Source organism: Rhizobium sp. BK591 (assembly GCF_014195045.1).
GTDB classification, from domain to species: Bacteria; Pseudomonadota; Alphaproteobacteria; order Rhizobiales; family Rhizobiaceae; genus Rhizobium; species Rhizobium anhuiense.
This window is the reverse complement of sequence record NZ_JACIAZ010000001.1, coordinates 1336254-1359328: the sequence shown is the minus strand read 5'-3', so window position 1 is coordinate 1359328 and position 23075 is coordinate 1336254. Positions and strand designations below refer to the sequence as shown.

Annotated in this window: 25 protein-coding genes and 1 tRNA gene; 14 read left to right on the top strand and 12 right to left on the bottom strand. The window is 61.0% G+C overall.

Annotated features, from left to right (window positions below; genetic code table 11):
• Positions 1 to 20 precede the first annotated feature (20 nt).
• On the bottom strand, positions 21 to 1424 hold the full coding sequence (locus FHX10_RS06575; RefSeq protein ID WP_097623412.1) for an L-serine ammonia-lyase: 1404 nt from the start codon (positions 1422 to 1424) through the stop codon (positions 21 to 23).
• Positions 1425 to 1723: 299 nt separating this feature from the next.
• On the opposite strand from FHX10_RS06575, the gene FHX10_RS06570 reads away from it, so the two are divergent.
• Positions 1724 to 2161, top strand: coding sequence for a VOC family protein (locus tag FHX10_RS06570; RefSeq protein WP_183845438.1), 438 nt, complete (start codon positions 1724 to 1726; stop codon positions 2159 to 2161).
• A gap of 3 nt (positions 2162 to 2164) precedes the next feature.
• Here the strand turns inward: FHX10_RS06570 and FHX10_RS06565 are convergent, their stop codons facing one another.
• Positions 2165 to 3328: an acyltransferase family protein gene (locus FHX10_RS06565; RefSeq protein ID WP_183905115.1), complete on the bottom strand. Its 1164-nt coding sequence runs from the start codon at positions 3326 to 3328 to the stop codon at positions 2165 to 2167.
• Positions 3329 to 3634: 306 nt separating this feature from the next.
• Between FHX10_RS06565 and FHX10_RS06560 the strand changes: the two genes are divergently transcribed.
• A complete protein-coding gene (locus tag FHX10_RS06560; RefSeq protein ID WP_063473974.1) occupies positions 3635 to 4399 on the top strand; it encodes a DUF599 domain-containing protein in 765 nt (254 codons plus the stop codon).
• Entirely contained in the window at positions 4399 to 5388 is a 990-nt protein-coding gene (locus tag FHX10_RS06555; RefSeq protein WP_184389171.1) for a heparan-alpha-glucosaminide N-acetyltransferase, read from the top strand. Before FHX10_RS06560 ends, FHX10_RS06555 begins: the two co-directional genes overlap by 1 nt.
• Before the next feature lie 24 nt (positions 5389 to 5412).
• Here the strand turns inward: FHX10_RS06555 and FHX10_RS06550 are convergent, their stop codons facing one another.
• Together FHX10_RS06550 and mgtE are read right to left on the bottom strand one after the other, a co-directional pair.
• Entirely contained in the window at positions 5413 to 5805 is a 393-nt protein-coding gene (locus FHX10_RS06550; RefSeq protein ID WP_018242133.1) for a MerR family transcriptional regulator, read from the bottom strand.
• Between the two features lie 63 nt (positions 5806 to 5868).
• Positions 5869 to 7284, bottom strand: a complete 1416-nt coding sequence (gene mgtE / locus FHX10_RS06545; RefSeq protein WP_047615313.1) for a magnesium transporter — start codon at positions 7282 to 7284, stop codon at positions 5869 to 5871.
• A 254-nt stretch (positions 7285 to 7538) separates the two neighbouring features.
• Between mgtE and FHX10_RS06540 the strand changes: the two genes are divergently transcribed.
• The 3 genes from FHX10_RS06540 to FHX10_RS06530 all read left to right on the top strand — a co-directional run bounded on the left by FHX10_RS06540 (position 7539) and on the right by FHX10_RS06530 (position 9300).
• Complete coding sequence (locus FHX10_RS06540; protein WP_184389169.1) at positions 7539 to 8033, top strand: peptide deformylase; 495 nt, start codon at positions 7539 to 7541, stop codon at positions 8031 to 8033.
• Between the two features lie 81 nt (positions 8034 to 8114).
• Entirely contained in the window at positions 8115 to 8624 is a 510-nt protein-coding gene (locus tag FHX10_RS06535) for a BON domain-containing protein (RefSeq protein WP_048338723.1), read from the top strand.
• A gap of 310 nt (positions 8625 to 8934) precedes the next feature.
• Positions 8935 to 9300, top strand: coding sequence for a hypothetical protein (locus FHX10_RS06530; protein ID WP_047615317.1), 366 nt, complete (start codon positions 8935 to 8937; stop codon positions 9298 to 9300).
• Positions 9301 to 9360: 60 nt separating this feature from the next.
• Here the strand turns inward: FHX10_RS06530 and FHX10_RS06525 are convergent, their stop codons facing one another.
• Together FHX10_RS06525 and lipB are read right to left on the bottom strand one after the other, a co-directional pair.
• Positions 9361 to 10005 (bottom strand): methyltransferase family protein, encoded by a 645-nt coding sequence (locus FHX10_RS06525; protein ID WP_047615318.1) that lies wholly within the window; start codon positions 10003 to 10005, stop codon positions 9361 to 9363.
• 250 nt (positions 10006 to 10255) lie between these two features.
• Positions 10256 to 10975: a lipoyl(octanoyl) transferase LipB gene (gene lipB, locus FHX10_RS06520; RefSeq protein ID WP_047615320.1), complete on the bottom strand. Its 720-nt coding sequence runs from the start codon at positions 10973 to 10975 to the stop codon at positions 10256 to 10258.
• A 183-nt stretch (positions 10976 to 11158) separates the two neighbouring features.
• Here lipB and FHX10_RS06515 point away from each other — a divergent pair.
• From FHX10_RS06515 to sugE, 8 genes are all read left to right on the top strand, one after another.
• Positions 11159 to 11243, top strand: a tRNA-Leu gene (locus tag FHX10_RS06515).
• 97 nt (positions 11244 to 11340) lie between these two features.
• Entirely contained in the window at positions 11341 to 12291 is a 951-nt protein-coding gene (locus FHX10_RS06510; protein ID WP_174824518.1) for a DMT family transporter, read from the top strand.
• Between the two features lie 97 nt (positions 12292 to 12388).
• A complete protein-coding gene (locus FHX10_RS06505) occupies positions 12389 to 13093 on the top strand; it encodes a hypothetical protein (RefSeq protein WP_097623406.1) in 705 nt (234 codons plus the stop codon).
• A 75-nt stretch (positions 13094 to 13168) separates the two neighbouring features.
• Positions 13169 to 15178 (top strand): acetyl/propionyl/methylcrotonyl-CoA carboxylase subunit alpha, encoded by a 2010-nt coding sequence (locus FHX10_RS06500; protein WP_184389167.1) that lies wholly within the window; start codon positions 13169 to 13171, stop codon positions 15176 to 15178.
• Positions 15179 to 15292: 114 nt separating this feature from the next.
• On the top strand, positions 15293 to 16420 hold the full coding sequence (locus tag FHX10_RS06495) for an S-(hydroxymethyl)glutathione dehydrogenase/class III alcohol dehydrogenase (protein ID WP_184389165.1): 1128 nt from the start codon (positions 15293 to 15295) through the stop codon (positions 16418 to 16420).
• Positions 16420 to 16893: a GNAT family N-acetyltransferase gene (locus FHX10_RS06490; RefSeq protein WP_168333012.1), complete on the top strand. Its 474-nt coding sequence runs from the start codon at positions 16420 to 16422 to the stop codon at positions 16891 to 16893. Before FHX10_RS06495 ends, FHX10_RS06490 begins: the two co-directional genes overlap by 1 nt.
• Before the next feature lie 10 nt (positions 16894 to 16903).
• A complete protein-coding gene (locus FHX10_RS06485) occupies positions 16904 to 17371 on the top strand; it encodes a YaiI/YqxD family protein (protein WP_047609910.1) in 468 nt (155 codons plus the stop codon).
• 178 nt (positions 17372 to 17549) lie between these two features.
• On the top strand, positions 17550 to 17864 hold the full coding sequence (gene sugE, locus FHX10_RS06480) for a quaternary ammonium compound efflux SMR transporter SugE (protein WP_047609912.1): 315 nt from the start codon (positions 17550 to 17552) through the stop codon (positions 17862 to 17864).
• Positions 17865 to 17906: 42 nt separating this feature from the next.
• Here the strand turns inward: sugE and FHX10_RS06475 are convergent, their stop codons facing one another.
• From FHX10_RS06475 to FHX10_RS06450, 6 genes are all read right to left on the bottom strand, one after another.
• The gene (locus FHX10_RS06475) at positions 17907 to 18299 is read right to left on the bottom strand and encodes a DoxX family protein (protein ID WP_184389162.1); all 393 of its coding nucleotides are present in this window, start codon (positions 18297 to 18299) and stop codon (positions 17907 to 17909) included.
• 138 nt (positions 18300 to 18437) lie between these two features.
• Positions 18438 to 19970, bottom strand: a complete 1533-nt coding sequence (locus FHX10_RS06470; protein ID WP_063475250.1) for an acyl-CoA carboxylase subunit beta — start codon at positions 19968 to 19970, stop codon at positions 18438 to 18440.
• A 47-nt stretch (positions 19971 to 20017) separates the two neighbouring features.
• The gene (locus tag FHX10_RS06465) at positions 20018 to 20476 is read right to left on the bottom strand and encodes a hypothetical protein (protein WP_097543627.1); all 459 of its coding nucleotides are present in this window, start codon (positions 20474 to 20476) and stop codon (positions 20018 to 20020) included.
• A 67-nt stretch (positions 20477 to 20543) separates the two neighbouring features.
• Positions 20544 to 21329 (bottom strand): ATP12 family chaperone protein, encoded by a 786-nt coding sequence (locus FHX10_RS06460; RefSeq protein ID WP_097543628.1) that lies wholly within the window; start codon positions 21327 to 21329, stop codon positions 20544 to 20546.
• A gap of 9 nt (positions 21330 to 21338) precedes the next feature.
• The gene (locus tag FHX10_RS06455) at positions 21339 to 21992 is read right to left on the bottom strand and encodes an HAD-IA family hydrolase (protein WP_097543629.1); all 654 of its coding nucleotides are present in this window, start codon (positions 21990 to 21992) and stop codon (positions 21339 to 21341) included.
• Positions 21989 to 22981, bottom strand: a complete 993-nt coding sequence (locus FHX10_RS06450) for an RluA family pseudouridine synthase (RefSeq protein WP_063475249.1) — start codon at positions 22979 to 22981, stop codon at positions 21989 to 21991. Before FHX10_RS06450 ends, FHX10_RS06455 begins: the two co-directional genes overlap by 4 nt.
• Positions 22982 to 23075 lie beyond the last annotated feature (94 nt).

Sequence of the window (23075 nt, the reverse complement as noted above, 5' to 3'; positions counted from 1 at the left end):
AGCTTCCAGCGTCCACAAACTCAGCATTCGACGACATTGACGGCGAGTCCCCCGGTCGATGTTTCCTTGTATTTCTCGCTCATGTCGTGGCCGGTCTGGCGCATCGTCTCGATACAGGCATCGAGCGGCACGAAATGCTGGCCGTCGCCCTTGACGGCAAGTGATGCCGCGGTGACCGCCTTGACCGCGCCGAGCGCGTTGCGCTCGATACAGGGAACCTGCACCAGGCCCGCGATCGGATCGCAGGTCATGCCGAGATGGTGTTCGAGCGCGATCTCGGCGGCATTCTCGATCTGCTCCGGCGTACCGCCCATGACCGCGGCAAGGCCCGCGGCCGCCATCGCCGCCGCCGACCCGACCTCGCCCTGACAGCCGACCTCGGCGCCAGAAATCGACGCATTGTGCTTGATGATGCCGCCGATGGCAGCCGCCGTCAGCAGGTAGTCGCGAATACCGTCCTGATCCCAGTCCTCGTGGAAATGTTCGTAATAGCGGATCGTCGCCGGAATGACACCGGCCGCCCCGTTGGTCGGCGCCGTGACGACGCGCCCGCCGGCTGCATTCTCCTCGTTGACGGCCATCGCATAGACGCTGAGCCAGTCGTTAGCGAGCAGCGGGTTGACGCGGTTGCTGCGCCACTCCTCCTCGAGCTTGTCGTGAATCCGGCGGGCGCGACGCTTGACGTTGAGGCCGCCGGGCATGATGCCCTCGACCTTGAGGCCGCGCTCGATGCAGGAGCGCATCGCTTCCCAGATGCGGTCGAGGCCCTGATCGAGCTCCTCGCGGCTACGCTGGCTTTCTTCGTTCGCCCGCTTCATCTGCGCGATCGACAGTCCGGAGCGCTCCGCCATCTCAAGCATCTGCTTGGCGGTGGCGAAGGGATAGGGGACGCGCGTTCCGCCGGCCGCGTTCTTCTTCGCCCGCATCTGTTCGAGCTCGGTGTCGGTGACGACGAAGCCGCCGCCGACCGAATAATAGATGCGCTTGAGGAGCAGCCGGCTATCCCTGTCATAGGCCGAGAAGATCATGCCGTTGGCGTGGCCGGGCAACGGCTGTTTCTTGTCGAAGATCAGGTCGGTCTTCGGCTGGAACTGATAGGCGGGATGGCCCGCCGGCGTGATGCGGCCGGTGCGCTCCACAGTATCGATGATGCCGTCCATTTTGTCAGGATCGACGCTGTCGGGCGCCTCGCCCATCAGCCCGAGAATGACCGCCCTGCCCGTGCCGTGGCCGATACCGGTATGGGCGAGCGAGCCGTGCAGGCTGACCTTGATGGCTGCGACCTGTGCGCCCGACGACGGGCGCGGCCATTCACTCGACAGGATCAGGTCGAGAAACCGGTTGGCCGCCGACATCGGACCCATCGTGTGCGAACTCGACGGCCCGACACCGATCTTGAAGACATCGAATACCGAGAGAAACATGGGTGCGCCTTCTGAATACAAGGATGCAAGCATAAGCGGGGCCGGTTTAAAATCCGCGCGGCACACCGACATCGCATGGAGCCGGTGCGACATTCGGTGCACACGAGAGCGTCCCGCGTCCAATGGGACGCTCCAGCACTTTGAGTTTGCGCATAATCCTTTCCGAAAATCGAATCCGATTTTCGGGGTTATGCGCCAAACCAAGCGGTCCGCCTTGTCAGTCACTATAGCATTTCAAATGGGAAGGTTTGCACAACTTGTCCGTTGTTAGACGAGACGACACATTGTAAATTGAACGCATGGCGCTCAAACGGATGGACAACGTAGGAATCGTCGTCGACCACCTCGGAGAGGCGATTGATTTCTTTGGCGAGCTCGGTCTCGAGCTCGAAGGGCGGACCACGATCGAAGGAGAATGGGCCGGACGTGTCACTGGACTGGGCGATCAGCGCGTCGAGATTGCCATGATGCGCACGCCGGACGGTCACAGCCGGCTCGAACTCTCCCGCTTCCTCACGCCACCCACTGTCGCGGATCACCGCAATGCCCCGGTGAACGCTCTGGGCTACCTTCGCGTCATGTTCACGGTCGATGATATCGACGAGACGCTTGAAAGGCTCCGCAGGCGCGGCGCGCAACTCGTGGGCGAAGTCGTGCAGTACAAGGACGCGTATCGGCTCTGCTACATCCGCGGGCTTGGAGGGCTTCTCATCGGACTCGCCCAAGAGCTCAACTGAGCACTATGCGCGAAGCTTCTCGTCGCGACTATCCTGAATGACCGTGCCGTCGGCCCCATCCTGGGTTTCGGGCATAGCGCCGTGCAGCAGGCGCTTTTCGATCTCTTGCAGGTTGACGATCGCGCGATCCATTTGATCAGCCGGAGTTTCGTGCGGAACCATGCGCGTGCGATTATTCTGCCATAGCCTGACCAGCAGCCGACGACCGGGAGCCTCGATCGTCTCGTGGATGAACCATGCCCCGGCTACCGCTACGAAAAGCGTCGCCACGATGAGCGCCGGTTCGGGCATCAAGCCATCAAAAGTCAGACGCGCCAGGAACATTATGGGGACATGGAAAAGGTAAAGTGAAAAGCTGATCTTCCCGAGAAACCGTACTGGTGCAGCTGCCAGGACATCTGCAGCGATCGGGGGTTGTCGAGCGACGAGCCCGACGATGACGGCTGCGGCCACCGCGCTTTGCAGGCTCCAGAATTCAGGGGAAAAGCCCGGGAAGATATGCCTGTAAGTGAAAAACACCGCCAGAAGGAAAAGCGTTGAAATTCCTGTGAGGGTCGATGGAATCCAGCTGCCCCAGTAGGAATGCATCATTCCGGCAAGTGCGCCGAAAAGAAAATAAGGGAGCTTGGAGACGAGCATTATTCCGGGGCCTGGCAATTCAACCAGGCCGTCCACGACGACGACCACGGTGAGCCCCACAATCATGCCGCTATAGCGTTGCGGCTGGGCCAAGCAAAGCCACAGAACGGGAAAGAGCAGATAGAATTGGATCTCAGGTGGTATCGACCAGAAAACACCACTGGAGCCGAGAAGAATGACATGGCGCACAAAATCCGCGCCGCCCGCGATCGGCTGAACAAAATCCAGATTTTGCACGCTCGACAGCATCGCTACCAGAACGACGGCCGCCAGATAGACCGGGTAAATGCGGGCAAAGCGGCTCACAAGAAAATCCAACACGTTTTCTCTCGTGACCGGCCGTGAGCCGTAGAGATGAGCCATCAGGAAGCCGCTAAGAGCAAAAAACAAACCGACAGCTTCGTCGCCCATCGACACGAGATGCGGAGCTGTGATTGGAAAGATAAAGCCAATATGGGCTCCAACGACCAGAAGCGCAGCGACACCGCGCAGGCCATCGAGACTCGGGATGTAATCCGGCCGGCTCATGGGTCACTTTTGAATCAGCTGTTCAGGTTCAGTCCTGAACAATTGGCCATCACAACTTTACAAGCGATTAACACGGTGCGCTCTCGTCTGCCGGTTGCCACGCAAGCTCGTTGATAACACGGATTTCAGCGCGCTCCCTCCGGAAGATGCCGGTCGGTTGTCCACTAAGCCTTGTCGTTTCCCGACGGCTCGATTATGCCGAAGTGCCGCATGGCCAAAAGCCCGCGTATAGCCGCCGAACTCGGCCATGCGGCACAATCCGACTTGCGGCATAGTGGCCGCGTTCATGCGGAGACTGAATCACTGATGACGACGGCGGATTATATCGCTCTGGCCTTCTTTGCCTGCGTCTGGATGGGCTATTCCTGGCTGCTGCACGGCCGCACCTTCTTCGGACGCACCAGCCTGACCCATGCGATGACCGAACGGCGCCGCGAATGGATCTACAATTCGCTGCGCCGCGACCTGAAGATGATCGACACGCAGATCATGGCCGGCTTGCAGAACGGCACCGCCTTCTTCGCATCCACCTCGATCTTCGCGATCGGCAGTTGCTTTGCCTTGCTCGGCGCGACCGAGAAGGTCGACGCCGTCTTCGCCGACCTGCCTTTCGTCTTTCATGGCGGCCACGCCGTTTTCGAGATGAAGGTCGGCGGGCTGGCTGCGCTTTTCGGCTACGCCTTCTTCAAATTCGGCTGGTCCTACCGGCTGTTCAACTACTGCACCATCCTATTCGGCTCGATCCCAATGATGCGCGACACTGAGCGCGACGTCATCGCCGCCGAGCGGGCCGCCGAACGCGTCATCCGCATGAACGTCATTGCCGGCAGTAATTTCAACGAGGGCCTCCGGGCGATCTTCCTGTCGATCGGCTATCTCGGCTGGTTCATCAACCCTTATGTCTTCATGCTGACCACGGCGATCGTCATCTTCGTGCTGGCGCGGCGGCAGTTCTTCTCGGAGGCGCGACTGGCGATCATGGATGCCGGCCCGCCATCAAATCTCAACCTTTCTGCTATTCGCCGCGACAAGCCGTCAAGCGGCGGACGTGATTTGCCCGAGGGACTTTGATGACATTGCCGGCAACGGAAACCGATGTGGTGACAAAACCGCCGCGCATCGGTCTATTGGATACGGCGCGCGGCGTCGCGCTGATCGCCATGGCGAGCTACCATTTCAGCTGGGATATGGAGTTCATGGGCTATCTCGCGCCGGGCACGGCCGAGACCGGCTGGCTGAAGATCTATGCCCGGGCGATCGCCACGACCTTTCTCTTCATCGTCGGCATCAGCCTGGTGCTCTCGAGCAAGCCCGAGATTCGCTGGCCCTCCTTCTGGAAGCGCTTCGGCATGATCGCCGCGGCAGCCGCGGCAATCTCGATCGCCACGCGCATCGCGATGCCGGACGAGTGGATCTATTTCGGCATCCTGCATTGCATCGCGGTGCTCACCCTCATCGGCGTTGTTTTTTTGAGACTGCCGCTTGCCTTCACCCTTATCGCCACGCTCGCGCTCTTTGCCGCCTGGATCACCGATAATTTCGGTCCACCCGGCCTGCTTCGCTCGTCCTTCTTCGATCCCCGATATCTCGCCTGGATCGGCCTTGCGGTGATGCCGGAACGATCCAACGACTACGTGCCGCTGTTTCCCTGGGCAACGCCCTTCTTCGCTGGTTTAACTATTGCCTCGATCGCCATCAGAACCAGACTGCTGCACCGGCTTGCCGCCATCGGCACCGGTTCCTGGTGGCCGGCAAGGCTTGGCCGCCACAGCCTTGCCTTTTACCTCATCCACCAGCCGGTATTGATCGGTATCGCCTATGGGCTTTCCCTCGTGGTCCCACCGCAGGCGCCTGATCCGGTTGCGACTTACCTAAGGCAATGCAACGCCTCCTGCGTCATGCAGCAGGGCGAAGCTCTCTGCCGCAGCTTCTGCGAGTGCACGCTGGAGAAATTGCAGGCGCAGGCCCTGTTCACGCCACTTCAGGCGGGCGCGATCGATATACAGAACGACGAGCGGGTCCAGACAATTGCCGCAGAATGCAGCGCCGAGGCTGAATGAATTCGCCGACAATACCGCGCGTGATCAGGTGGTGACGCCGATTTCGGCCAGGCGGCCGAGGCAGGTCTCTTCGATAGCGTCGAGTTCCGCCAGCGTGTCGTCGATATCCTTGCGTTTCTGGCGCAGGTCGTCACGCTTCTCATCGACGCGCTTCATCAGGAGCTTCAGCTGGCCGAGTTCGCCCGGCGGCTCCTTGTAAACCTGGATGATCTCGCGGATTTCGGCGATGGTGAAACCGATGCGCCGGCCGCGGAGAATTTCTGCGATGAGCCGCCGGTCGGCTTGCCGGAACAGGCGGGTGCGCCCACGCCGCTCCGGATGGATCAGTCCCTCGTCCTCGTAGAAGCGGAGCGTGCGCGTCGAGACCCCGAATTCGCGCGTCAGTTCCGTTATGCTATAAAACTTGTTCACCGGCATGTGTTCCCCGTCGTCGGACAGACGATAATATTGACTTTTACGTAATAGTCAATTTTTGGCGGCTCAGATACCGAACCACCAGGTGGCGATACCGAGAAAGGCGAAGAAGCCGGTACAGTCCGTCACCGTCGTGACGAAGACGGAAGAGGCGATCGCCGGGTCGGCCCCCACCTTGTCGAGCAGCAGCGGCAGCAGGATGCCGGCAAGGGCTGCCGCTATCAGATTGATGATCATCGCCGCCGCAATCACGCCGCCAAGCTGGTAGTCGTGGAACCAGGTGCCTGCGATCGCGCCCATGATCGTTGCGAAGACGATTCCGTTCAGGATGCCGACGCCCGCCTCTCTGCGGATGATGCGGCCGGCATTGTAGATGTCGAGATCGCGAGTGGCGAGCGCGCGCACCGTCACCGTCATCGTCTGCGTGCCGGCATTGCCTCCCATCGAGGCGACGATCGGCATCAGCACGGCGAGCGCGATCATCTTCTCGATCGAGGCGTCGAACAGACCGATGACGCTTGCCGACAGCATCGCCGTACCGAGGTTGATTAAAAGCCACAGGAAGCGCGAACGCGCCGTCGAGAGCACATTGTCGGATAGCTCTTCGTCGCCGACGCCGCCGAGGCGCTTGATGTCCTCGTCGGCCTCCTCGTGGATGACGTCGACGACGTCATCGATGGTCAGCACGCCGACCAGTCGGCCGTTCTCGTCGACGACAGCAGCCGAGAGAAGGTCGTACTGCTCGAAAAGCTGAGCAGCCTCCTCCTGGTCCATCTCGGCAGGGACCGGATGGTTGGTCTCGCGCATGATCTGCTCGATCTTCGTCTGCCGCTTGGTGCGCAGGATCTGATCGAGATCGACGGCGCCGAGCAACTTGAAGGTCGGATCGATGACGAAGATCTGCGAGAAGGAATAGGGCAGATCCTCCTCGTCGCGCATGTAATCGATCGTCTGTCCCACCGTCCAGAACGGCGGCACCGCGACGAATTCCGTCTGCATGCGGCGCCCGGCCGAGCTTTCGGGATAGTCGAGCGCCCGGCGCAACCGCACCCGCTCGGTGAACGGCAGCTGGGCAAGGATTTCTTCCCGGTCTTCCTTGTCGAGATCTTCGAGAATGTAGACGGCATCGTCCGAATCGAGCTCGCCGATCGCCGCGGCGATCTGCTCGTTCGGCATCTGGTCGACAATCTCGCGGCGGATCACCTCGTCGACCTCGGTCAGCGCCGTCATGTCGAAATCGTCGCCGAGCAGGCGCACCAGCGCCAGGCGCTGATCCGGCTGGATCGCTTCCAGCAGGTCGCCTATTTCGGATTCATGCAGGCGGGCAACGTTCTGGCGCAGGAACAGCGTGTCGCGGTCGGCGATTGCGGCGCCGACGAGCGCCAGAAAATCGCTGCGGACATTGCCGTCCTCGTCGTAGATATCGGCTTCCTCGCCGTCAGGACGCCTGCGAATGCGGTCTTCCCCGTCGGTGGTCGTCATCTGCCGCCCTCGCACCTGGTTCGAATTTCAACGACTGCCGTGCCGCATTCGCAAATGTCGGCCGAAAACACATTGTCAACAAGCGGATAAGCGAATCCCGCGCGAGGCTCCCGCAGCCGGAATTCTTGGCCCCTGCTAGCCCAAAGCATTCGCGTCGTAAAGCGGCAAACCGTGCTTCGTGATGACAATGCCTGCGGCCGGCGATAGTTTCCTCACCCGTCCAAGCAGAGCCCGTCCAAGAGGAAGCCAGCCCCATGCCCATCCGTCCGATTCTGCGTTATCCGCATCCGGGTCTGAAGACAGTCTGCGCGCCGGTGACGGCATTCGATTCCTCACTCACGGCACTTGCCGACGACCTGCTGGCGACCATGCGGGCCGCGCCCGGCGTCGGCATCACCGCCGCCCATATCGGCGTCTTCAGCCGCGTGACCGTGCTGGAGCTCAACAGGGCCGACGGCGTACGTCTCTACGTCAATCCGGAAATCACCTGGTTTTCGAAGGAGACGATGAGCCATGCCGAAGGCAGCGTCTCCATGCCCGGCGCGACCGACGAGGTCACGCGCCCGCGAGCGATCCGATTCCACTATCAGGATGCAGAAGGCGCCATGCACGAGGACGCCGCCGAAGATTTCCTCGCCATCTGCATCCAGCACGAGGTCGACCAACTCGACGGCATTTTCTGGCTGCAGCGCCTCTCGCGGCTGAAACGCGAGCGTCTCGTGAAGAAATGGGAAAAAACGTCGGCCTGACAAATCCCCTCCACACCGAACCATTCGCTGATGCCGGCGTTTCCAGCAAAGGAACCCGGCAAAAAACAAGGAGCGACTGCAATGGCAAGGATCGGTGACAAGACCCAGTTCTCCCGGGAAAAGCCTGAGCTTTCCCGCGAAGAAGATTATCGCGACCTCGAGGAACGCAATCTCGACGACGGCTGGCCCTATGCCGACGGCACCGGCGCCGACCCCGCCAACCGCCCCTATGGCGAGACCGCAGCCAATTTTGACAGCGATCCCAACAGGGGCTTCCGGGTCGATGGCACGGACGAGGACGGTAACGAGAATCGCCTGAAGGATTCGCTGCGCGCCGATACCATCGACCGCGATGAAAGCGACGACCTCGAAGCGCGGGTCAACGACAATCTCGAAAACATTCCTGAAGTCGACATCGACAGCATCGAGGTTCACGCCGACGGCCACGTCATCACCCTGGAAGGCTCGGTGGAGACGATCGGCATCGCCCGCAAGGTCGAACTCGCCGCGCTTTCGGTCGATGGCGTCCATGATGTCCGCAATAAACTGCAGCTGACCGGCGTCGACGCGCATATTCCGAACGAGGACTGACACCCAACATACCGATCATAAGCGGGAGGCGCCAAGGCCTCCCCACCCCTCCGCCTACATTACCAAAAGTTAACAATTTAAGATTGCAGGCCGATCCATTTTTGTGAGTGCCGTATTTTGTTATTTTGCTTAGGCGGCTTGCGTAACGAGAACGTCAATTTCGTTGACAACACTGTGATTTCATTTGGACAAAAGGTCGCGGCTACGTCGCCATCTTTTCACAAAATTGCCTGAATTGGGGCGCGAACTCGTGCGTGCCGAGGGTTAGTTTATGTTGTGGAATTCAACAGCAGATTGAGGAGATAGACCCATGCGCATCAAATTTGCCCTTGCCGCGTCCCTGTTCGCCGTCAGCCTTGCAGGCGCTGCCTTCGCCCAGCCGACCTATTCCGACGACTACACCAATGACAGCGACGGTTTTGCACCGAGCCCGGTGTCGAAGCCGGCCCCGGTCCATTACAGCAGCCGCAAGGCCCCGGCCTATTCCAGCGACTACACCAATGACAGCGACGGTTTCGCCCCGAGCGCCATGGCGACCCCTGCCGTCGACAAAACCGCAACGGCGAGCATCGCCCCCCTGCCTCCGTGCCACAGCATGATTGGCCCCAAGGGCTCCCACACCAAGGGTGCCGACAGCGGCGCATCCCGCACCGAAGCATGCCGGGCAACGCATTGATCCGATAAAAGAAAGGGCCGGAAATCGGCCCTTTCTTTTTCGATCTATTTGTCTGTCGTTTCAGAATAGGAATGGAACGAGCCGGTAACGGGTTCTGCCCATGAAGGCCTCGTAAGCAGGATCCTGTTTGAGCAGGCGCTCTTCCGCCAGAAGGCGGAAACACTGCGCGGCAAGGGCGGTCGCATAGATGGCAAAATTCCAAAAGCTCGGATGGGCCAGGAAGAAGCCGATATGCGTCATCAGATAGCCCGCATACATCGGATGGCGGATAATCTTGTAGGGTCCACCGATCTTGACGCCACGATTGGCCGGCACCAAGCCAAAGCTTCGCCGCAATGTCAGCTTTGCCGATATCTGCAGGATGAAACCGAGTGCCATCACCGTCCCGCAGAGTGCGAGCGGCGCGAGAGGCGTGGTCGCGGAGGGTGAGACGAGCAGCGGGAAGAGCGTGCCGATGGCGGTGACCGTCCAGTCAAAAAGGCGCAGCGACGCATTTCTCGTCGGTCGGCGTGTCAGGATCAGGAAGGCCGCAGCGCCCTCCGAAACGATCAGCAGGAAATCGATGATCGCCCGGTTATCCTGCATCTGCGGCAGGACACGCATGACGATCGCGACGAAAAAATACCCGATGAGGACCTTCTCGACAATATCGAGAACGAAATACACATCGAAGATCGACCAGCTTGCCGCTGAGTTTTTTTTCATTGTCCGCAAGACTTCCACATCCACAGCGTTGTGATGTCCTATATATTTGACACCGCTAATTATAGGTTAAGACCTTCACCCACATCTCGCAGTGCAGCGATTTGATTTGCTGATCCTGACCCTAAAATGCGCCAGGGGACGTCGTCCGAAGGGAAATGGGCGCTCAAGAACTGCGCGTCTACCATGTCGCGCGACGCATTGATCCGCGGAAAAATGCAAATTGCCCCGGACAAGTCGCCGTCATGCTGAGTCAGTTCTCGCCCGTCGTTTCGCCGAAAACCGACTCGAAGGCGGTGCGCAGCCGGATATCGACATCGGCCATCATCACGGGCAAGCCAAGATCGACGAGACTGGTCACGCCATAGGCTGATATCCCGCAGGGCACGATCCCGCCGAAATGATCGAGATCCGGATCGACGTTAAGCGACAGTCCGTGGAAGGTCACCCATTTGCGCAGCCTTATGCCGAGGGCGGCGATCTTGTCCTCGGCCATCGTCCCGTCCGCCAGCAATGGCTTTTCCGGCCGACGCACCCAGACGCCGACGCGATCTTCACGTCTCTCGCCACGAACATTCATCATGTCGAGCGTGCGGATGACGACATCCTCAAGGGCGGCGACGAAGGCGCGCACGTCCTGGCGCCGCCTTTTCAGGTCGAGCATGACATAGGCGACGCGCTGGCCGGGTCCATGATAGGTATATTCACCGCCACGCCCCGTCGCAAAGACCGGAAAACGGTCCGGCTGGACGAGATCGCTCGCATTGGCGCTGGTGCCGGCAGTATAGAGCGGCGGATGTTCGACGAGCCAGACGAGCTCGTCTCCGCCATCTGATATCACCGCCACCTCGCGCTCCATCGTCGCCACCGCCTCCTCATAGGCAACGAGGCCATCGGCGATGCGCCAGCGTACCGGGCGGGTGCCGGGTTGGGGAAGCATGGAGAATTCGAGATCGGTGCGAAGCATGGCCATTCCTTGCCGCTCTCCCCGAAATGCCTGCAAAAAAAGGGGCGGCAGGACCGCTATATGGACCCGTTTCGGGGCCAATTCAAATGCTGTGAGCGGTTTTCAAAAAAACTGTCATATCGCCCTTGTGCACCCCAGATGCTTTTGCTACATGCTGCCCCGCCGACGCAAATCGGCACCTACCACGATGCGGTCGTGGCGGAATTGGTAGACGCGCAGCGTTGAGGTCGCTGTGGGGCAACCCGTGGAAGTTCGAGTCTTCTCGACCGCACCATTTCCCTTCAGGGGAACGCTTTCTAAGCGACGATTTCGACATCACCTCGAAGCTATTTGCGGCTGCCTGGCTTGATCGCCCGGCTTTGCCGTGATTGATGGCGTCATCCTCGCAAGAATCAGCAGCCATGTCAGAGCCCCATCAAAATTCCCTGCAGGGCATGGCCATCATGTCCGGCGCCATGCTCATCCTGCCGACCATGGATGCGATCGCCAAATACATGGCGACCTTCGAGGCGATGTCGCCGGGTCAGGTGACCTTCTATCGATTCTTCTTCCAGATCGCCTGCACCCTGCCGATTCTTTTCGCCCTTTTCGGGCTCAAGGCGCTTTCGGCCCGGCGGCCGTGGATGAACCTGCTGCGCGGTGCGCTGCATGGGGGCGCGAGCCTGCTGTTCTTCGTCGCCGTCAAATACATGCCGCTTGCCGATGTCTTCGCCATCTATTTCGTCGAGCCTTTCATGCTGGCCGCCCTGTCGGCGCTGTTTCTCGGAGAGAAGGTCGGCTGGCGGCGCTGGATAGCGATCGTCGTCGGATTCGGCGGCGCGATGATCGTCATTCAGCCAAGCTACGAGATTTTCGGCCTGAAGGCGCTGCTGCCGGTCGCCTGCGCCTTTCTGTTCTCGCTCTATCTCTTCCTCAACCGCGCCATCGGCGAGGCCGATTCGCCGCTGACCATGCAGACGATGGCAGGAATCGGCGGAACGGTGTTCATGGCCGCCGCCCTTCTCGTCGGCAACAGTTCCGGCAATGCCGATTTTGCCGTCTCTCTGCCCTCCTCCGGTCTCGGCCTTGTCCTGTTGCTCGCCCTCGGCACGATCTCCGGATATGCGCATATGCTGGTGGTCCGGGCTTTCCGCCTCGCGCCGCTGTCGCTGCTTGCGCCGTTCCAATACTTCGAGATCATCTCGGCGACCGTTCTCGGCTATGCGCTGTTCAACGATTTCCCGAGCTTTTCCAAATGGATCGGCATCTTCATCATCGTTGCATCAGGCCTCTTCATCATCTGGCGCGAGCGGTTGCAGGCGCAATCGTTAAAATCCTCCTGACCCCGGGAATATCGGGTTAACTCCGCTTCTTGAGGGATCGTCAATTCGCAGACGATAAAACAGTCTCCGGTTTCATGATGAAGCCTGGAGTTAAAACATGAGCGAATTTCGTCTCGCTTTTCCGGCCTGTGTCGTGGCCGGCAAGCATCGGCTGACGGCCGAAGATATTATACTGTTGCGCAAACATGCTTTTCCGCATGGCATTCGGACATCCGACGATGTCGTGGCGATGTTGGCGCTCAATAATTCCTGCCCTGAAAAATGTGCCGCGTGGAACGCTTTCTTCGTCGAACAGCTCGCCGGTTTCATCGTCCATTATACCTATCCGCAAGGCTCGCTTGATGAAATCAACGTCGCCTGGATCATGCGCATGTTCACGACCGATGGTGTCGTCAACTCGGCGCTGGAACTCGAGCTCATTCTCCATGTCATGGAGGTCTCGGCCGATGTCCCGGGTGAATTGAGAGCGCTCGCCCTCGATCAGCTCCGCCTGGCGATCACCGACAATATCGGTGGCTACAAGCTGTCGCGTGCCGTCGATCGCCGGGGCATTACCCGCCAGGACGTCGATTTCGCGATGCGCATCTTCAGAAGCGTCGCCGAAGGCGGCATCATCCCGGTCTCGCCGGTCGAATACGGCGTGCTCCAGCAGATCGAGCAGGCAACACTGGCCGGCGCCAATCATCCGCATTGGGCGGGGATCATGGCCGCCGTCAAGCTGCGCGAATATGCCGAGCCGCGGCGCAGCCGCTGGCTGCGCATCGTCGACGAAGAACCCGTCTCGGAAGCAGCCGTCGCCTGACCCTCCGCAAGCCTGATTGTGCGTTCCGGTGTTTTGTGCGTAAAACTCCGGGATGCATTTCTGGGTGGAGTCTCGATGTTCAAGAAAATCCTGATCGCGAATCGCGGCGAAATCGCCTGCCGCGTGATCAAGACTGCGCGCCGCATGGGCATTCAAACCGTCGCGGTCTATTCGGATGCGGATCGGGACGCGCTGCATGTCGAGATGGCCGACGAGGCCGTGCATATCGGCCCGGCCGCCGCGTCGGAAAGTTATCTGGTTGCCGAAAAGATCATCGCTGCCTGCAAAGCGACTGGCGCCGAGGCGGTGCATCCGGGCTACGGCTTCCTCTCCGAACGCGCCTCCTTCTGCGCCGAGTTGGAAAAGCAGGGAATCGTCTTCATCGGCCCGAAGCCGAAGGCGATCATGGCGATGGGCGACAAGATCGAATCGAAGAAATTCGCCAACGCCGCCGGAGTCTCCACCGTGCCCGGCCATCTCGGCATCATCGAGGATGCCGCCCATGCGGAAGTGATATCAGCCGGGATCGGCTATCCCGTCATGATCAAGGCTTCGGCTGGCGGCGGCGGCAAGGGCATGCGTATTGCCTGGAACGAGGCGGAGGTGCGCGACGGCTTCGAGCGCGCCCGCTCGGAGGCGAAGAGCTCATTCGGCGACGACCGTGTCTTCATCGAGAAATTCGTCGTTGAGCCGCGCCATATCGAGATCCAGGTCCTGGCCGATGCACATGGCAACGTCGTCTACCTCGGCGAACGCGAATGCTCGATCCAGCGGCGCAACCAGAAGGTCGCGGAAGAGGCGCCCTCGCCTTTCCTCGACGAAAAAACCCGCAAGGCGATGGGTGAACAATCGGTGGCCTTGGCGAAAGCCGTCGACTACCAGAGCGCCGGCACCGTCGAGTTCATCGTCGACCGCGACCGCAATTTCTATTTCCTGGAAATGAACACCCGACTGCAGGTCGAGCACCCGGTGACCGAACTCGTCACCGGCATCGATCTCGTCGAGCAGATGATCCGCGTCGCAGCGGGCGAGCCCCTTCCCTTTGCTCAAGGAGATGTCAGGCTCGACGGCTGGGCGATCGAGAGCCGGCTCTATGCCGAAGATCCCTACCGCAATTTCCTGCCCTCGATCGGCCGCCTGACGCGCTACCGCCCGCCGGCGGAAGGCAGGACCGGCAATGTCGTCATCCGCAACGATACCGGCGTCTTCGAGGGTGCGGAGATCTCGATGTATTACGATCCGATGATCGCCAAGCTCTGCACCTGGGCGCCGACGCGGCTCGAGGCGATCGAAGCTATGGGCCGGGCGCTCGACGGCTTCGTCGTCGACGGCATCGAACATAATGTTCCGTTCCTGGCGGCGCTGATGAAACATCCGCGCTGGCGCGAGGGCCGGCTTTCCACAGGCTTCATCGCCGAGGAATATCCCGATGGTTTCGCGCCGATGAAACCGGAGCCGCAGGAGGAGGCCGTGCTTGCCGCCATCGCGCTGTCCGCATCGCTGATCGAGGCGAACCGCCGCGAACGTTTCGCCGATCGCCTGCGCGCCGCATCGGGCGCGCTGCGCGAGCACTGGGTGGTCAAAATCGGCGACAACCACGTCGCCGCAAGATTGCTCGACGGCTTCGTCACCATCCCTTTCGATATGGACATGGCGATCGAGGACGAGAGCCGGAGTGTTGTCACCGACTGGAGACCGGGAGACCCTGTGTGGAGCGGCAAGGTCAGCGGTCGCGACATCATCGCGCAGGTCCGTCCCGTTCTCAACGGGTTGCGCATCGACTGGCAGGGGCTTTCGGTGAGGGCCAAGGTGTTTTCGCCACGTCATGCCGAACTCGACAGGCTGATGCCGGTGAAGCTGCCGCCCGATACCTCCAAGCTCCTGCTCTGCCCGATGCCCGGCCTCGTCATCGCCATCGCCGTTGCCGAGGGTCAGGAGGTCAAGGCCGGTGAGACGCTTGCGATCGTCGAGGCGATGAAGATGGAAAACGTGCTGCGCGCCGACCGCGATCTCGTCGTCTCCAAGATCAATGCTGCAGCCGGCGAAAGCCTGGCCGTCGATGCCGTGATCATGGAATTCGCCTGAAAGGGAAAGACCGGGCGGCCGGGTGTTTTTGCTTGAGCCGAGTTCGTCGACCATGCCAAGCTCGAGCCCGATAAATCAGCTGGGAAGCAACAAAATCAGCAGGGAGATATGAAGATGGACGTTCGCGCCGCCGTTGCCGTTCAGGCCGGAAAACCGCTCGAAGTGATGACTGTGCAGCTGGAAGGGCCGCGGGCCGGCGAAGTGCTGGTCGAGGTCAAGGCGACAGGCATCTGCCACACCGATGATTTCACTTTGTCGGGCGCCGATCCGGAAGGCCTGTTTCCGGCCATCCTCGGCCATGAGGGCGCCGGCATCGTCGTCGATGTCGGTCCGGGGGTCACCTCGGTGAAGAAGGGCGATCACGTCATTCCGCTCTACACGCCGGAATGCCGCGAGTGCTATTCCTGCCTGTCCCGCAAGACCAATCTCTGCACCTCGATCCGCGCGACCCAGGGCCAGGGGCTGATGCCGGATGGCACCAGCCGCTTCTCGATCGGCAAGGACAAGATCCACCACTATATGGGCTGCTCGACCTTTTCGAACTTCACCGTGTTGCCGGAGATCGCCCTTGCCAAGGTCAATCCCGACGCCCCCTTCGACAAGATCTGCTACATCGGCTGCGGCGTCACCACCGGCATCGGCGCGGTCATCAACACCGCCAAGGTGGAGATCGGTTCGACGGCGATCGTCTTCGGTCTCGGCGGCATCGGTCTCAACGTGCTGCAGGGCCTGAAGCTTGCCGGCGCCGACATGATCATCGGTGTCGATATCAACAGTGATCGCAAGGAATGGGGCGAAAAGTTCGGCATGACCCACTTCGTCAATCCGAAGGAGGTCGGTGACGACATCGTGCCCTATCTGGTCAACCTGACCAAACGCAACGGCGACCTGATCGGCGGCGCCGACTACACTTTCGACTGCACCGGCAACACCAAGGTGATGCGCCAGGCGCTGGAAGCCAGCCATCGCGGCTGGGGCAAGTCCATCATCATCGGCGTGGCCGGCGCCGGCCAGGAGATCTCCACCCGGCCGTTCCAGCTGGTCACCGGCCGCAACTGGATGGGCACCGCCTTCGGCGGCGCCCGCGGGCGCACCGACGTGCCGAAGATCGTCGACTGGTACATGCAGGGCAAGATCCAGATCGATCCGATGATCACCCACACCATGCCGCTCGAAGACATCAACAAGGGCTTCGAGCTGATGCATGCGGGCAAGTCCATCCGCGGCGTGGTCGTGTACTGATGACTGCAGCCAATTACAGGGTCGATCTCAAGAAGCTCGAAGAGCTCCCCGCGCGGGAGCTCTTCGACCTCATGAGAATGCGCGTCGATGTTTTTGTCGTCGAGCAGAACTGCCCGTATCCGGAACTCGACGGCAAGGATATCGATGCTCTGCATTTGCGCCTTCTGGAGGACGCTGAGCTCCTGGGCGCGGCGCGAATCCTGAAACCGTATGAGCCGCGGGATCCATCAAAGATCGGCCGCGTCGTCGTCTCGCCTGCCCATCGCGGCAAGCGGCTGGGCCATGCATTGATGCGCGAAGCGATCACCGCCTGTGAGCGGCTTTATCCGGCAAATCCGATCGCCTTGTCGGCGCAGGCCCATCTGCGCCGTTTCTACGAATCCTTCGGCTTTGTCGGGATATCGCAGGAATATCTGGAAGACGGCATTCCCCATATCGATATGATCAGACAGCCGGCCATTCAGCCGGCATGAGGATATAGCCATGATCTATGTCGACGCCGATGCCTGCCCGGTGAAACCGGAAATCCTCAAGGTCGCCGAACGTCACGGCCTCGAAGTGACCTTCGTCGCCAATTCCGGCCTGCGCCCTTCGCGCGATCCGATGATCCACAACGTCATCGTCTCCAATGCCTTCGACGCCGCCGACAACTGGATCGCCGAACGCGCCGGTGCGGGCGATGTCGTCGTCACTGCCGATGTACCGCTCGCCGTGCGCTGTGTCGCGACCGGCGCCTTCGTCAGCGGCCCGACCGGGCGCGTCTTCGACGAAACCAATATCGGTATGGCAAGCGCCATGCGCGATCTCGGCGCGCATTTGCGTGAAACCGGCGAGAGCAAGGGCTATAACGCCGCCTTCAGCCCGAAAGACCGGTCACGCTTCCTCGAAACCTTCGACCGCCTCTGCCGCCGCGCCAAGAGCCTTTCCGCGCAAGCCGGCGGCCAAGGCTGATCGCATCCCAAACCAGCAAAACAAGTCAGCAAGAAACGGGTGGCAAGGCAGCCATGCCGATTCCTACCTTGAAGTAAGCCGTCTCCTCACGCATATACGCCCTATCGCAGACGACTGCGGCATCCCTCAGGATGCAACCGTCGCGGGGACGGCCTCGCTCTTGAACAAGGAGAGTCGTATGGCTTGGTTTCTGCTTTTTCTCGCCGGCCTTTTCGAATGTGGCTGGGCGATCGGTCTTAAATATACCGAGGGTTTCACGCGGCCGCTGCCGACGACGCTGACCGTCATATCCATGGTGATCAGCATCGTGCTGCTCGGCCTGGCGGTAAAGCACCTGCCGATCGGCACCGCCTACGCGGTCTGGACCGGCATCGGCACGGTTGGCACCGTACTGCTTGGCATCTGGCTGCTTGGCGATGAGGCAAGTGTCTCCCGTCTTGCCTGCATCATGCTGATCGTCGGCGGTATCGCCGGCCTCAAGCTCACTGCCTGAAATTGAGGCTGAGGGGCGTCGGCGACGTCCCTCAGCTATGGTTCAGACTGTCTTGCGGTTGTCGACGGCAAGAGCGCCGGGACCGGAGAAGAACAGGTGGAGGAAGACGAAGCAGAACAGGATCGCGGCGTCGCCCTGATTGACGGCCGGGAAGAAGCTGCTCGGCGCATGCGCCATGAAATAGGCGACCGCCATTTCGCCGGCGAGCAGGAAAGCGACAGGGCGCGTCAGCAGGCCAATGAGAATGAGGATACCGCCGATAAGCTCGAGAAGAGCCGCGAAAAGCATCAGCGGCGGCAGCGAGCCGGACATCTGCGACGCCGGGAAGCCGAAAAGCTTCATCGTGCCGTGTTCGATGAACAGCAGTGCGGTGATGATTCTGAGAGCGGCCAGCCCGTAGGGGCGATAGGCAGAAAGACGCTCGAAACTTGACATTAAACCTCTCCATTAAAACAATTACAGCCGAGCGTTAGCCCGTCCTCGTCAGCGATTGAACACACGGATCACTGACGGCCGTTCACATTTTCGACAGCGGGTAAACACCCGATCGCGCAGCTTTATTCGGCGGAAACGTTAAAGCGGAATGTTGTCGTGTTTCTTCCACGGATTGGCGAGATCCTTGTTGCGCAGCATCTTCAGGCCGCGCGCCAGCCGCCTGCGGGTCGAATGCGGCATGATCACCTCGTCGACATAACCGCGCTCGGCGGCGACGAAGGGCGAGAGGAACCGATCCTCGTACATTTTCGTATGTGCGGCGATCTTCTCGGGATCGGCGATATCCTTGCGGAAAATGATCTCGACCGCGCCCTTGGCGCCCATCACGGCGATCTGCGCCGTTGGCCAGGCATAGTTCAGGTCGCCGCGCAGATGCTTCGACGCCATCACGTCATAGGCACCCCCGAAGGCTTTGCGGGTGATGACGGTGAGCTTCGGCACCGTTGCCTCGGCGTAAGCGAAGAGCAGCTTGGCGCCGTGCTTGATGAGGCCGCCATATTCCTGCGCCGTGCCCGGCAGGAATCCCGGCACGTCGACAAACGTGACGATCGGAATATTGAAGCAGTCGCAGAAGCGCACGAAACGGGCCGCCTTGCGCGAGGCGTCGCTGTCGAGCACCCCGGCCAGCACCATCGGCTGGTTGGCGACGAAGCCGACGGTGGAGCCTTCGACGCGGCCGAAACCGCAGACGATGTTGCCGGCAAAACTCGCCTGGATCTCGAAGAAATCCCCCTCGTCCGCCACCTTCCGAATCAGTTCCTTGATATCGTAAGGCTTGTTGGCGCTCGCCGGCACCAGCGTGTCGAGAGAGGCGTCGACTTCTGTCACCGACTGGTAACATTCGATCTCCGGCAGCGGCGCGGTATTCGACAGCGGCAGGAAATCGATCAGCCGGCGCACCTGCAACAGCGTTTCGACATCATTGTCATAGGCGCCGTCGGCAATCGACGAGCGCACCGTATGGACGACGGCGCCGCCGAGTTCTTCGGCTGTCACTGTCTCGTTGGTCACGGTTTTCACCACATCCGGACCGGTGACGAACATGTAGGAGGTATCGCGCACCATGAAGATGAAATCGGTCATCGCAGGCGAATAGACGTCGCCGCCGGCGCAAGGCCCCATGATGACGGAGATCTGCGGGATGACGCCGGAAGCCAGCACATTGCGCTGGAACACCTCGGCATAACCGCCGAGGGCCGCCACGCCCTCCTGGATACGGGCGCCGCCCGCATCATAGATGCCGACGATCGGCGCGCGGTTCTTCAGCGCCATGTCCTGTACCTTCATGATCTTCTCGGCATGCGCTTCCGACAGCGAACCGCCGAAGACGGTGAAGTCCTTGGCGAAGACGAACACCGTGCGGCCGTTGACCGTCCCCCAGCCGGTGACGACGCCGTCGCCGGCAACACGGCTCTTGTCCATGCCGAAATCGGTGGAGCGATGTTCGACGAACATGTCGAACTCCTCGAAGGAGCCCTCGTCGAGGAAAAGGTCGATGCGCTCGCGCGCCGTCAGTTTGCCACGCTTGTGCTGGGCGTCGATGCGGGCTTTGCCACCGCCGAGACGGGCGATGTCGCGGCGCCGTTCCAGCTCTTCGAGAATTTCCTTCATGCGATCTCCCTCGCCGCTGCGGGCGGCAATCCGGCGGTAGATTTGTCCTAGCGGCTGCGGCCACTGAGCGAGAAAACCGAGCGTATCCTTGCTGCAACGTCCTCGGCCAGGATCTCGTCGGCAAGCTTGGGATCGGCAGCGATGCTGGTCACGTCGAAGGCGCTGACGGCGATGACCGAGCCGTCCTCGACCGAGGCGGCGTCGATGCTGATCTTGGCGACGTTGCGGTCCTTCTGAAAGCCGAGGCCCTTTTCGACGGACACCACCCGGATCGTCAGCACCACCCGCGGCAGCACCGTGTCGCGCACCGTGGCGTTGATCGCGGCGTTGACGCGGTCGTTGATGCCGGAAAGCAGCTCGGCCGGCATGTTCGGGCCGGAGAGAACGACGGCGCTGCGCACATCATAGACCGGCGTCTCCGGCTTCGTGGCCGAGAGACTGACGCAGGCCGTGAGCGCGATACAGACGAGTGCGGCCCGGCAAAAACACGACCTCAGCCAATTCATTGCAAAATCCCGCACCACCCCGTTGGAGTCGCAGATTTCGCCATAATGCCTGGGAAGGCAATATGTTTCAGGCGCTTAGGGCGAAAAAAACATCCGTCGCCGCCTTGAACTCGGCAAAGCGCTTGGCCCGCCGCTCCTCAGCTTCCTCGTCGCCGCCCCAATGCTCGATCGTCCAGTCCTCGTCAAGATGGGCAAGCGACCAGGCCTCCTCCATCGTCACCCGGCCCTCGGCGAAGGCGAGCGCCAGGATCGCCGAACCTGTGAGCGTGGTGACCGTGTGGAGTGCTGCAAGCGCCATCGGGCTGTCATATCTGGCGAGCGTCACGGCGAAGGCGGCAGTCGCCTCGCGCGGCTGCTCCTGCGGCATTACCCCTTCGACAAGGATGAAGCGAGCGCCGAGATCGTTTGCCGCCCAGTCGATGACGGGGTCCCAGCGTTCCGCCTGCCGTTTGACCAGCAATTCCGGCCCATCGGCGCGATAGCAGAGCAGGTCGCTGGAGGAAAAACGCAGGATATCCTCGAAAATCGCCTGCGCATTGGCGGTAATGCCGTCGAGCGCGGTGTTGACGAGCCGTGTCACCGGCATGCTCACCGGATTGATTTCCTCGCCCTGCGCCTGCCATTCGGCCGCGACAAGCCGCGCCAGCACCTCTGTCGGAACGGCCAGAACCTGCCGCGCCGGCGTGCGCACCATCTTGCCGTCGAGCGTGATCGCAAAACCGCCCTCGTGCTCGGCAACGGAGACGTCGGTATAGAAACGCTTCGGCAGCGGCTTCTTCATCTGGATCTGCGCGCGGCGGATGGGATCGGGATGGCTCAGGCCTTCGGAAAGGTCGTTCAGCAGATCGCGCATGGGCTCACCTCAGGAAAAATGACGCAATATCTCGTTCGGATGGTAGGCGATCGCATCAGCGCCGTTGGCGATCAGCTCATCCACACTGGCATAGCCCCAGGCAACGCCGATCGCCTTGGCGCCGGCAGCCTTTGCCATCTGCATATCGTAAACCGCATCGCCGATGACAATGGTGTCGGCAGCATTCATGCCGGTTTCATCGCAGCATTCCGTCACCATGGCCGGATGCGGCTTGGAGGGGCAATCGTCAGCGGTCCGTGCGACGATGAAATGCTCGTCGAAGCCATGCGTCTCCATCACCAGCTTCAGCCCGCGCCTGGATTTGCCCGTCACCGCGCCGATCAGCAGGTCCTCGCGGCCGCTGATCGCATCGATCATCTCGCGAATGCCAGGAAACAGCGGCTCCTTGTAATCAAGATCCTGACGCACGATCGAAAACAGCGATTTGTAATGCGCCGTCATGTCGATGTCTTCCTGTTCCACATGCGGCCTGCCCTGCATACGGGCGATCGCAATATCGAGGGACAGGCCAATGATCGCCTTGGTGTCGTCAAATCGCGGTTCCGGTTTGCCGAACTTATCGAAGGTCCGGCGCATGGTTTCGTGGATCAGACCGGCGCTATCGACCAGCGTGCCATCACAATCGAAAAGCGCCAGTTTCATTCGTCGTCCCTTTCGGCACTGGAGAGATCGAAGCCGAGAAGGTTCCAGGTCTGGACCATGTGCGGCGGCAGCGGCGCGCTGACGCGCAGCCGCCCGCCGGACGGGTGCGGAATGTCGATGTGACGCGCGTGCAGATGCAGCTTCTTCTGGACGCCGCCCGGAAAATCCCAATTCGGATCGTCATCGAAATATTTCGGATCGCCGATGATCGGGTGGCCGATATGCAGGGCATGGACGCGCAACTGATGGGTCCGGCCGGTATAGGGCTCCATCTCCAGCCAGGCGAGGTTCTGGGCGGCGGTTTCGAGCACACGGTAGAAGGAGACGGCATGGTCCGCCCCGTCTTCGCCGTGTTTGGCGATCCGCATGCGGTCGCCGTCGGCAGTCGGCTCCTTGACCAGCCAGGTCGAGATCTTGTCCTCATGCTTGCGCGGCACGCCCTTGACCAGCGACCAATAGGTCTTCTTGGTGTCGCGCTCGCGGAAGGCGGCCGTCAGCTTCTGCGCGGCGCCACGCGTACGGGCGATGACGAGAACCCCTGACGTGTCGCGGTCGAGGCGATGAACGAGCCGCGGCTTCTCGCCCTTTGGGCTGGTCCAGGCTTCGAGCATCTGGTCGATGTGCCTGGCAACGCCGGAGCCGCCCTGCACAGCAAGACCGGGCGGCTTGTTGAGCACGATCACCTTGTCGTCCTCGTGCAGCACCATGCGCGACAGCAGTTCGAAATCGGTCGAATGCTTGAGATCCTTGCCGGCGATCGGTCCGGATTTCAGCTTCGCATCGACATCGAGCGGCGGCACGCGCACCGTCTGGCCGGGCTGCACGCGTGCATCCGATTTGACACGCCCGCCATCGACGCGCACCTGGCCGGAGCGCAGGAGCTTCTGCAGCGGGCCAAAGCCGAGCCCTGGAAAGTGCACCTTGAACCAGCGATCGAGCCGCATGCCGGCTTCGTCGGGTTCAACCTTGATATGTTCTATGCCAGCCATGAAAAATCTTTCGGAAATTGCTGCGCGGGCCGAGCCGGCGTTCTTGCCGCAGCCTTTAGAGCATTTTCACGCAAAACGGAAACCGGAAAAGAAA

Coding starts and splice junctions, on each gene's coding strand:
- FHX10_RS06510 (WP_174824518.1), top strand. CDS start 11,341: ATGGCGTCATCCTCGCAAGAATCAGCAGCCATGTCAGAGCCCCATCAA.
- FHX10_RS06575 (WP_097623412.1), bottom strand. CDS start 1,424: ATGTTTCTCTCGGTATTCGATGTCTTCAAGATCGGTGTCGGGCCGTCG.
- FHX10_RS06525 (WP_047615318.1), bottom strand. CDS start 10,005: ATGAAAAAAAACTCAGCGGCAAGCTGGTCGATCTTCGATGTGTATTTC.
- FHX10_RS06455 (WP_097543629.1), bottom strand. CDS start 21,992: ATGAAACTGGCGCTTTTCGATTGTGATGGCACGCTGGTCGATAGCGCC.
- FHX10_RS06565 (WP_183905115.1), bottom strand. CDS start 3,328: ATGAGCCGGCCGGATTACATCCCGAGTCTCGATGGCCTGCGCGGTGTC.
- lipB (WP_047615320.1), bottom strand. CDS start 10,975: ATGGCCATGCTTCGCACCGATCTCGAATTCTCCATGCTTCCCCAACCC.
- FHX10_RS06570 (WP_183845438.1), top strand. CDS start 1,724: ATGGCGCTCAAACGGATGGACAACGTAGGAATCGTCGTCGACCACCTC.
- FHX10_RS06560 (WP_063473974.1), top strand. CDS start 3,635: ATGACGACGGCGGATTATATCGCTCTGGCCTTCTTTGCCTGCGTCTGG.
- FHX10_RS06490 (WP_168333012.1), top strand. CDS start 16,420: ATGACTGCAGCCAATTACAGGGTCGATCTCAAGAAGCTCGAAGAGCTC.
- FHX10_RS06475 (WP_184389162.1), bottom strand. CDS start 18,299: ATGTCAAGTTTCGAGCGTCTTTCTGCCTATCGCCCCTACGGGCTGGCC.
- FHX10_RS06485 (WP_047609910.1), top strand. CDS start 16,904: ATGATCTATGTCGACGCCGATGCCTGCCCGGTGAAACCGGAAATCCTC.
- FHX10_RS06555 (WP_184389171.1), top strand. CDS start 4,399: ATGACATTGCCGGCAACGGAAACCGATGTGGTGACAAAACCGCCGCGC.
- mgtE (WP_047615313.1), bottom strand. CDS start 7,284: ATGACGACCACCGACGGGGAAGACCGCATTCGCAGGCGTCCTGACGGC.
- FHX10_RS06460 (WP_097543628.1), bottom strand. CDS start 21,329: ATGCGCGATCTGCTGAACGACCTTTCCGAAGGCCTGAGCCATCCCGAT.
- FHX10_RS06505 (WP_097623406.1), top strand. CDS start 12,389: ATGAGCGAATTTCGTCTCGCTTTTCCGGCCTGTGTCGTGGCCGGCAAG.
- FHX10_RS06540 (WP_184389169.1), top strand. CDS start 7,539: ATGCCCATCCGTCCGATTCTGCGTTATCCGCATCCGGGTCTGAAGACA.
- FHX10_RS06550 (WP_018242133.1), bottom strand. CDS start 5,805: ATGCCGGTGAACAAGTTTTATAGCATAACGGAACTGACGCGCGAATTC.
- FHX10_RS06495 (WP_184389165.1), top strand. CDS start 15,293: ATGGACGTTCGCGCCGCCGTTGCCGTTCAGGCCGGAAAACCGCTCGAA.
- FHX10_RS06465 (WP_097543627.1), bottom strand. CDS start 20,476: ATGAATTGGCTGAGGTCGTGTTTTTGCCGGGCCGCACTCGTCTGTATC.
- FHX10_RS06470 (WP_063475250.1), bottom strand. CDS start 19,970: ATGAAGGAAATTCTCGAAGAGCTGGAACGGCGCCGCGACATCGCCCGT.
- sugE (WP_047609912.1), top strand. CDS start 17,550: ATGGCTTGGTTTCTGCTTTTTCTCGCCGGCCTTTTCGAATGTGGCTGG.
- FHX10_RS06500 (WP_184389167.1), top strand. CDS start 13,169: ATGTTCAAGAAAATCCTGATCGCGAATCGCGGCGAAATCGCCTGCCGC.
- FHX10_RS06530 (WP_047615317.1), top strand. CDS start 8,935: ATGCGCATCAAATTTGCCCTTGCCGCGTCCCTGTTCGCCGTCAGCCTT.
- FHX10_RS06450 (WP_063475249.1), bottom strand. CDS start 22,981: ATGGCTGGCATAGAACATATCAAGGTTGAACCCGACGAAGCCGGCATG.
- FHX10_RS06535 (WP_048338723.1), top strand. CDS start 8,115: ATGGCAAGGATCGGTGACAAGACCCAGTTCTCCCGGGAAAAGCCTGAG.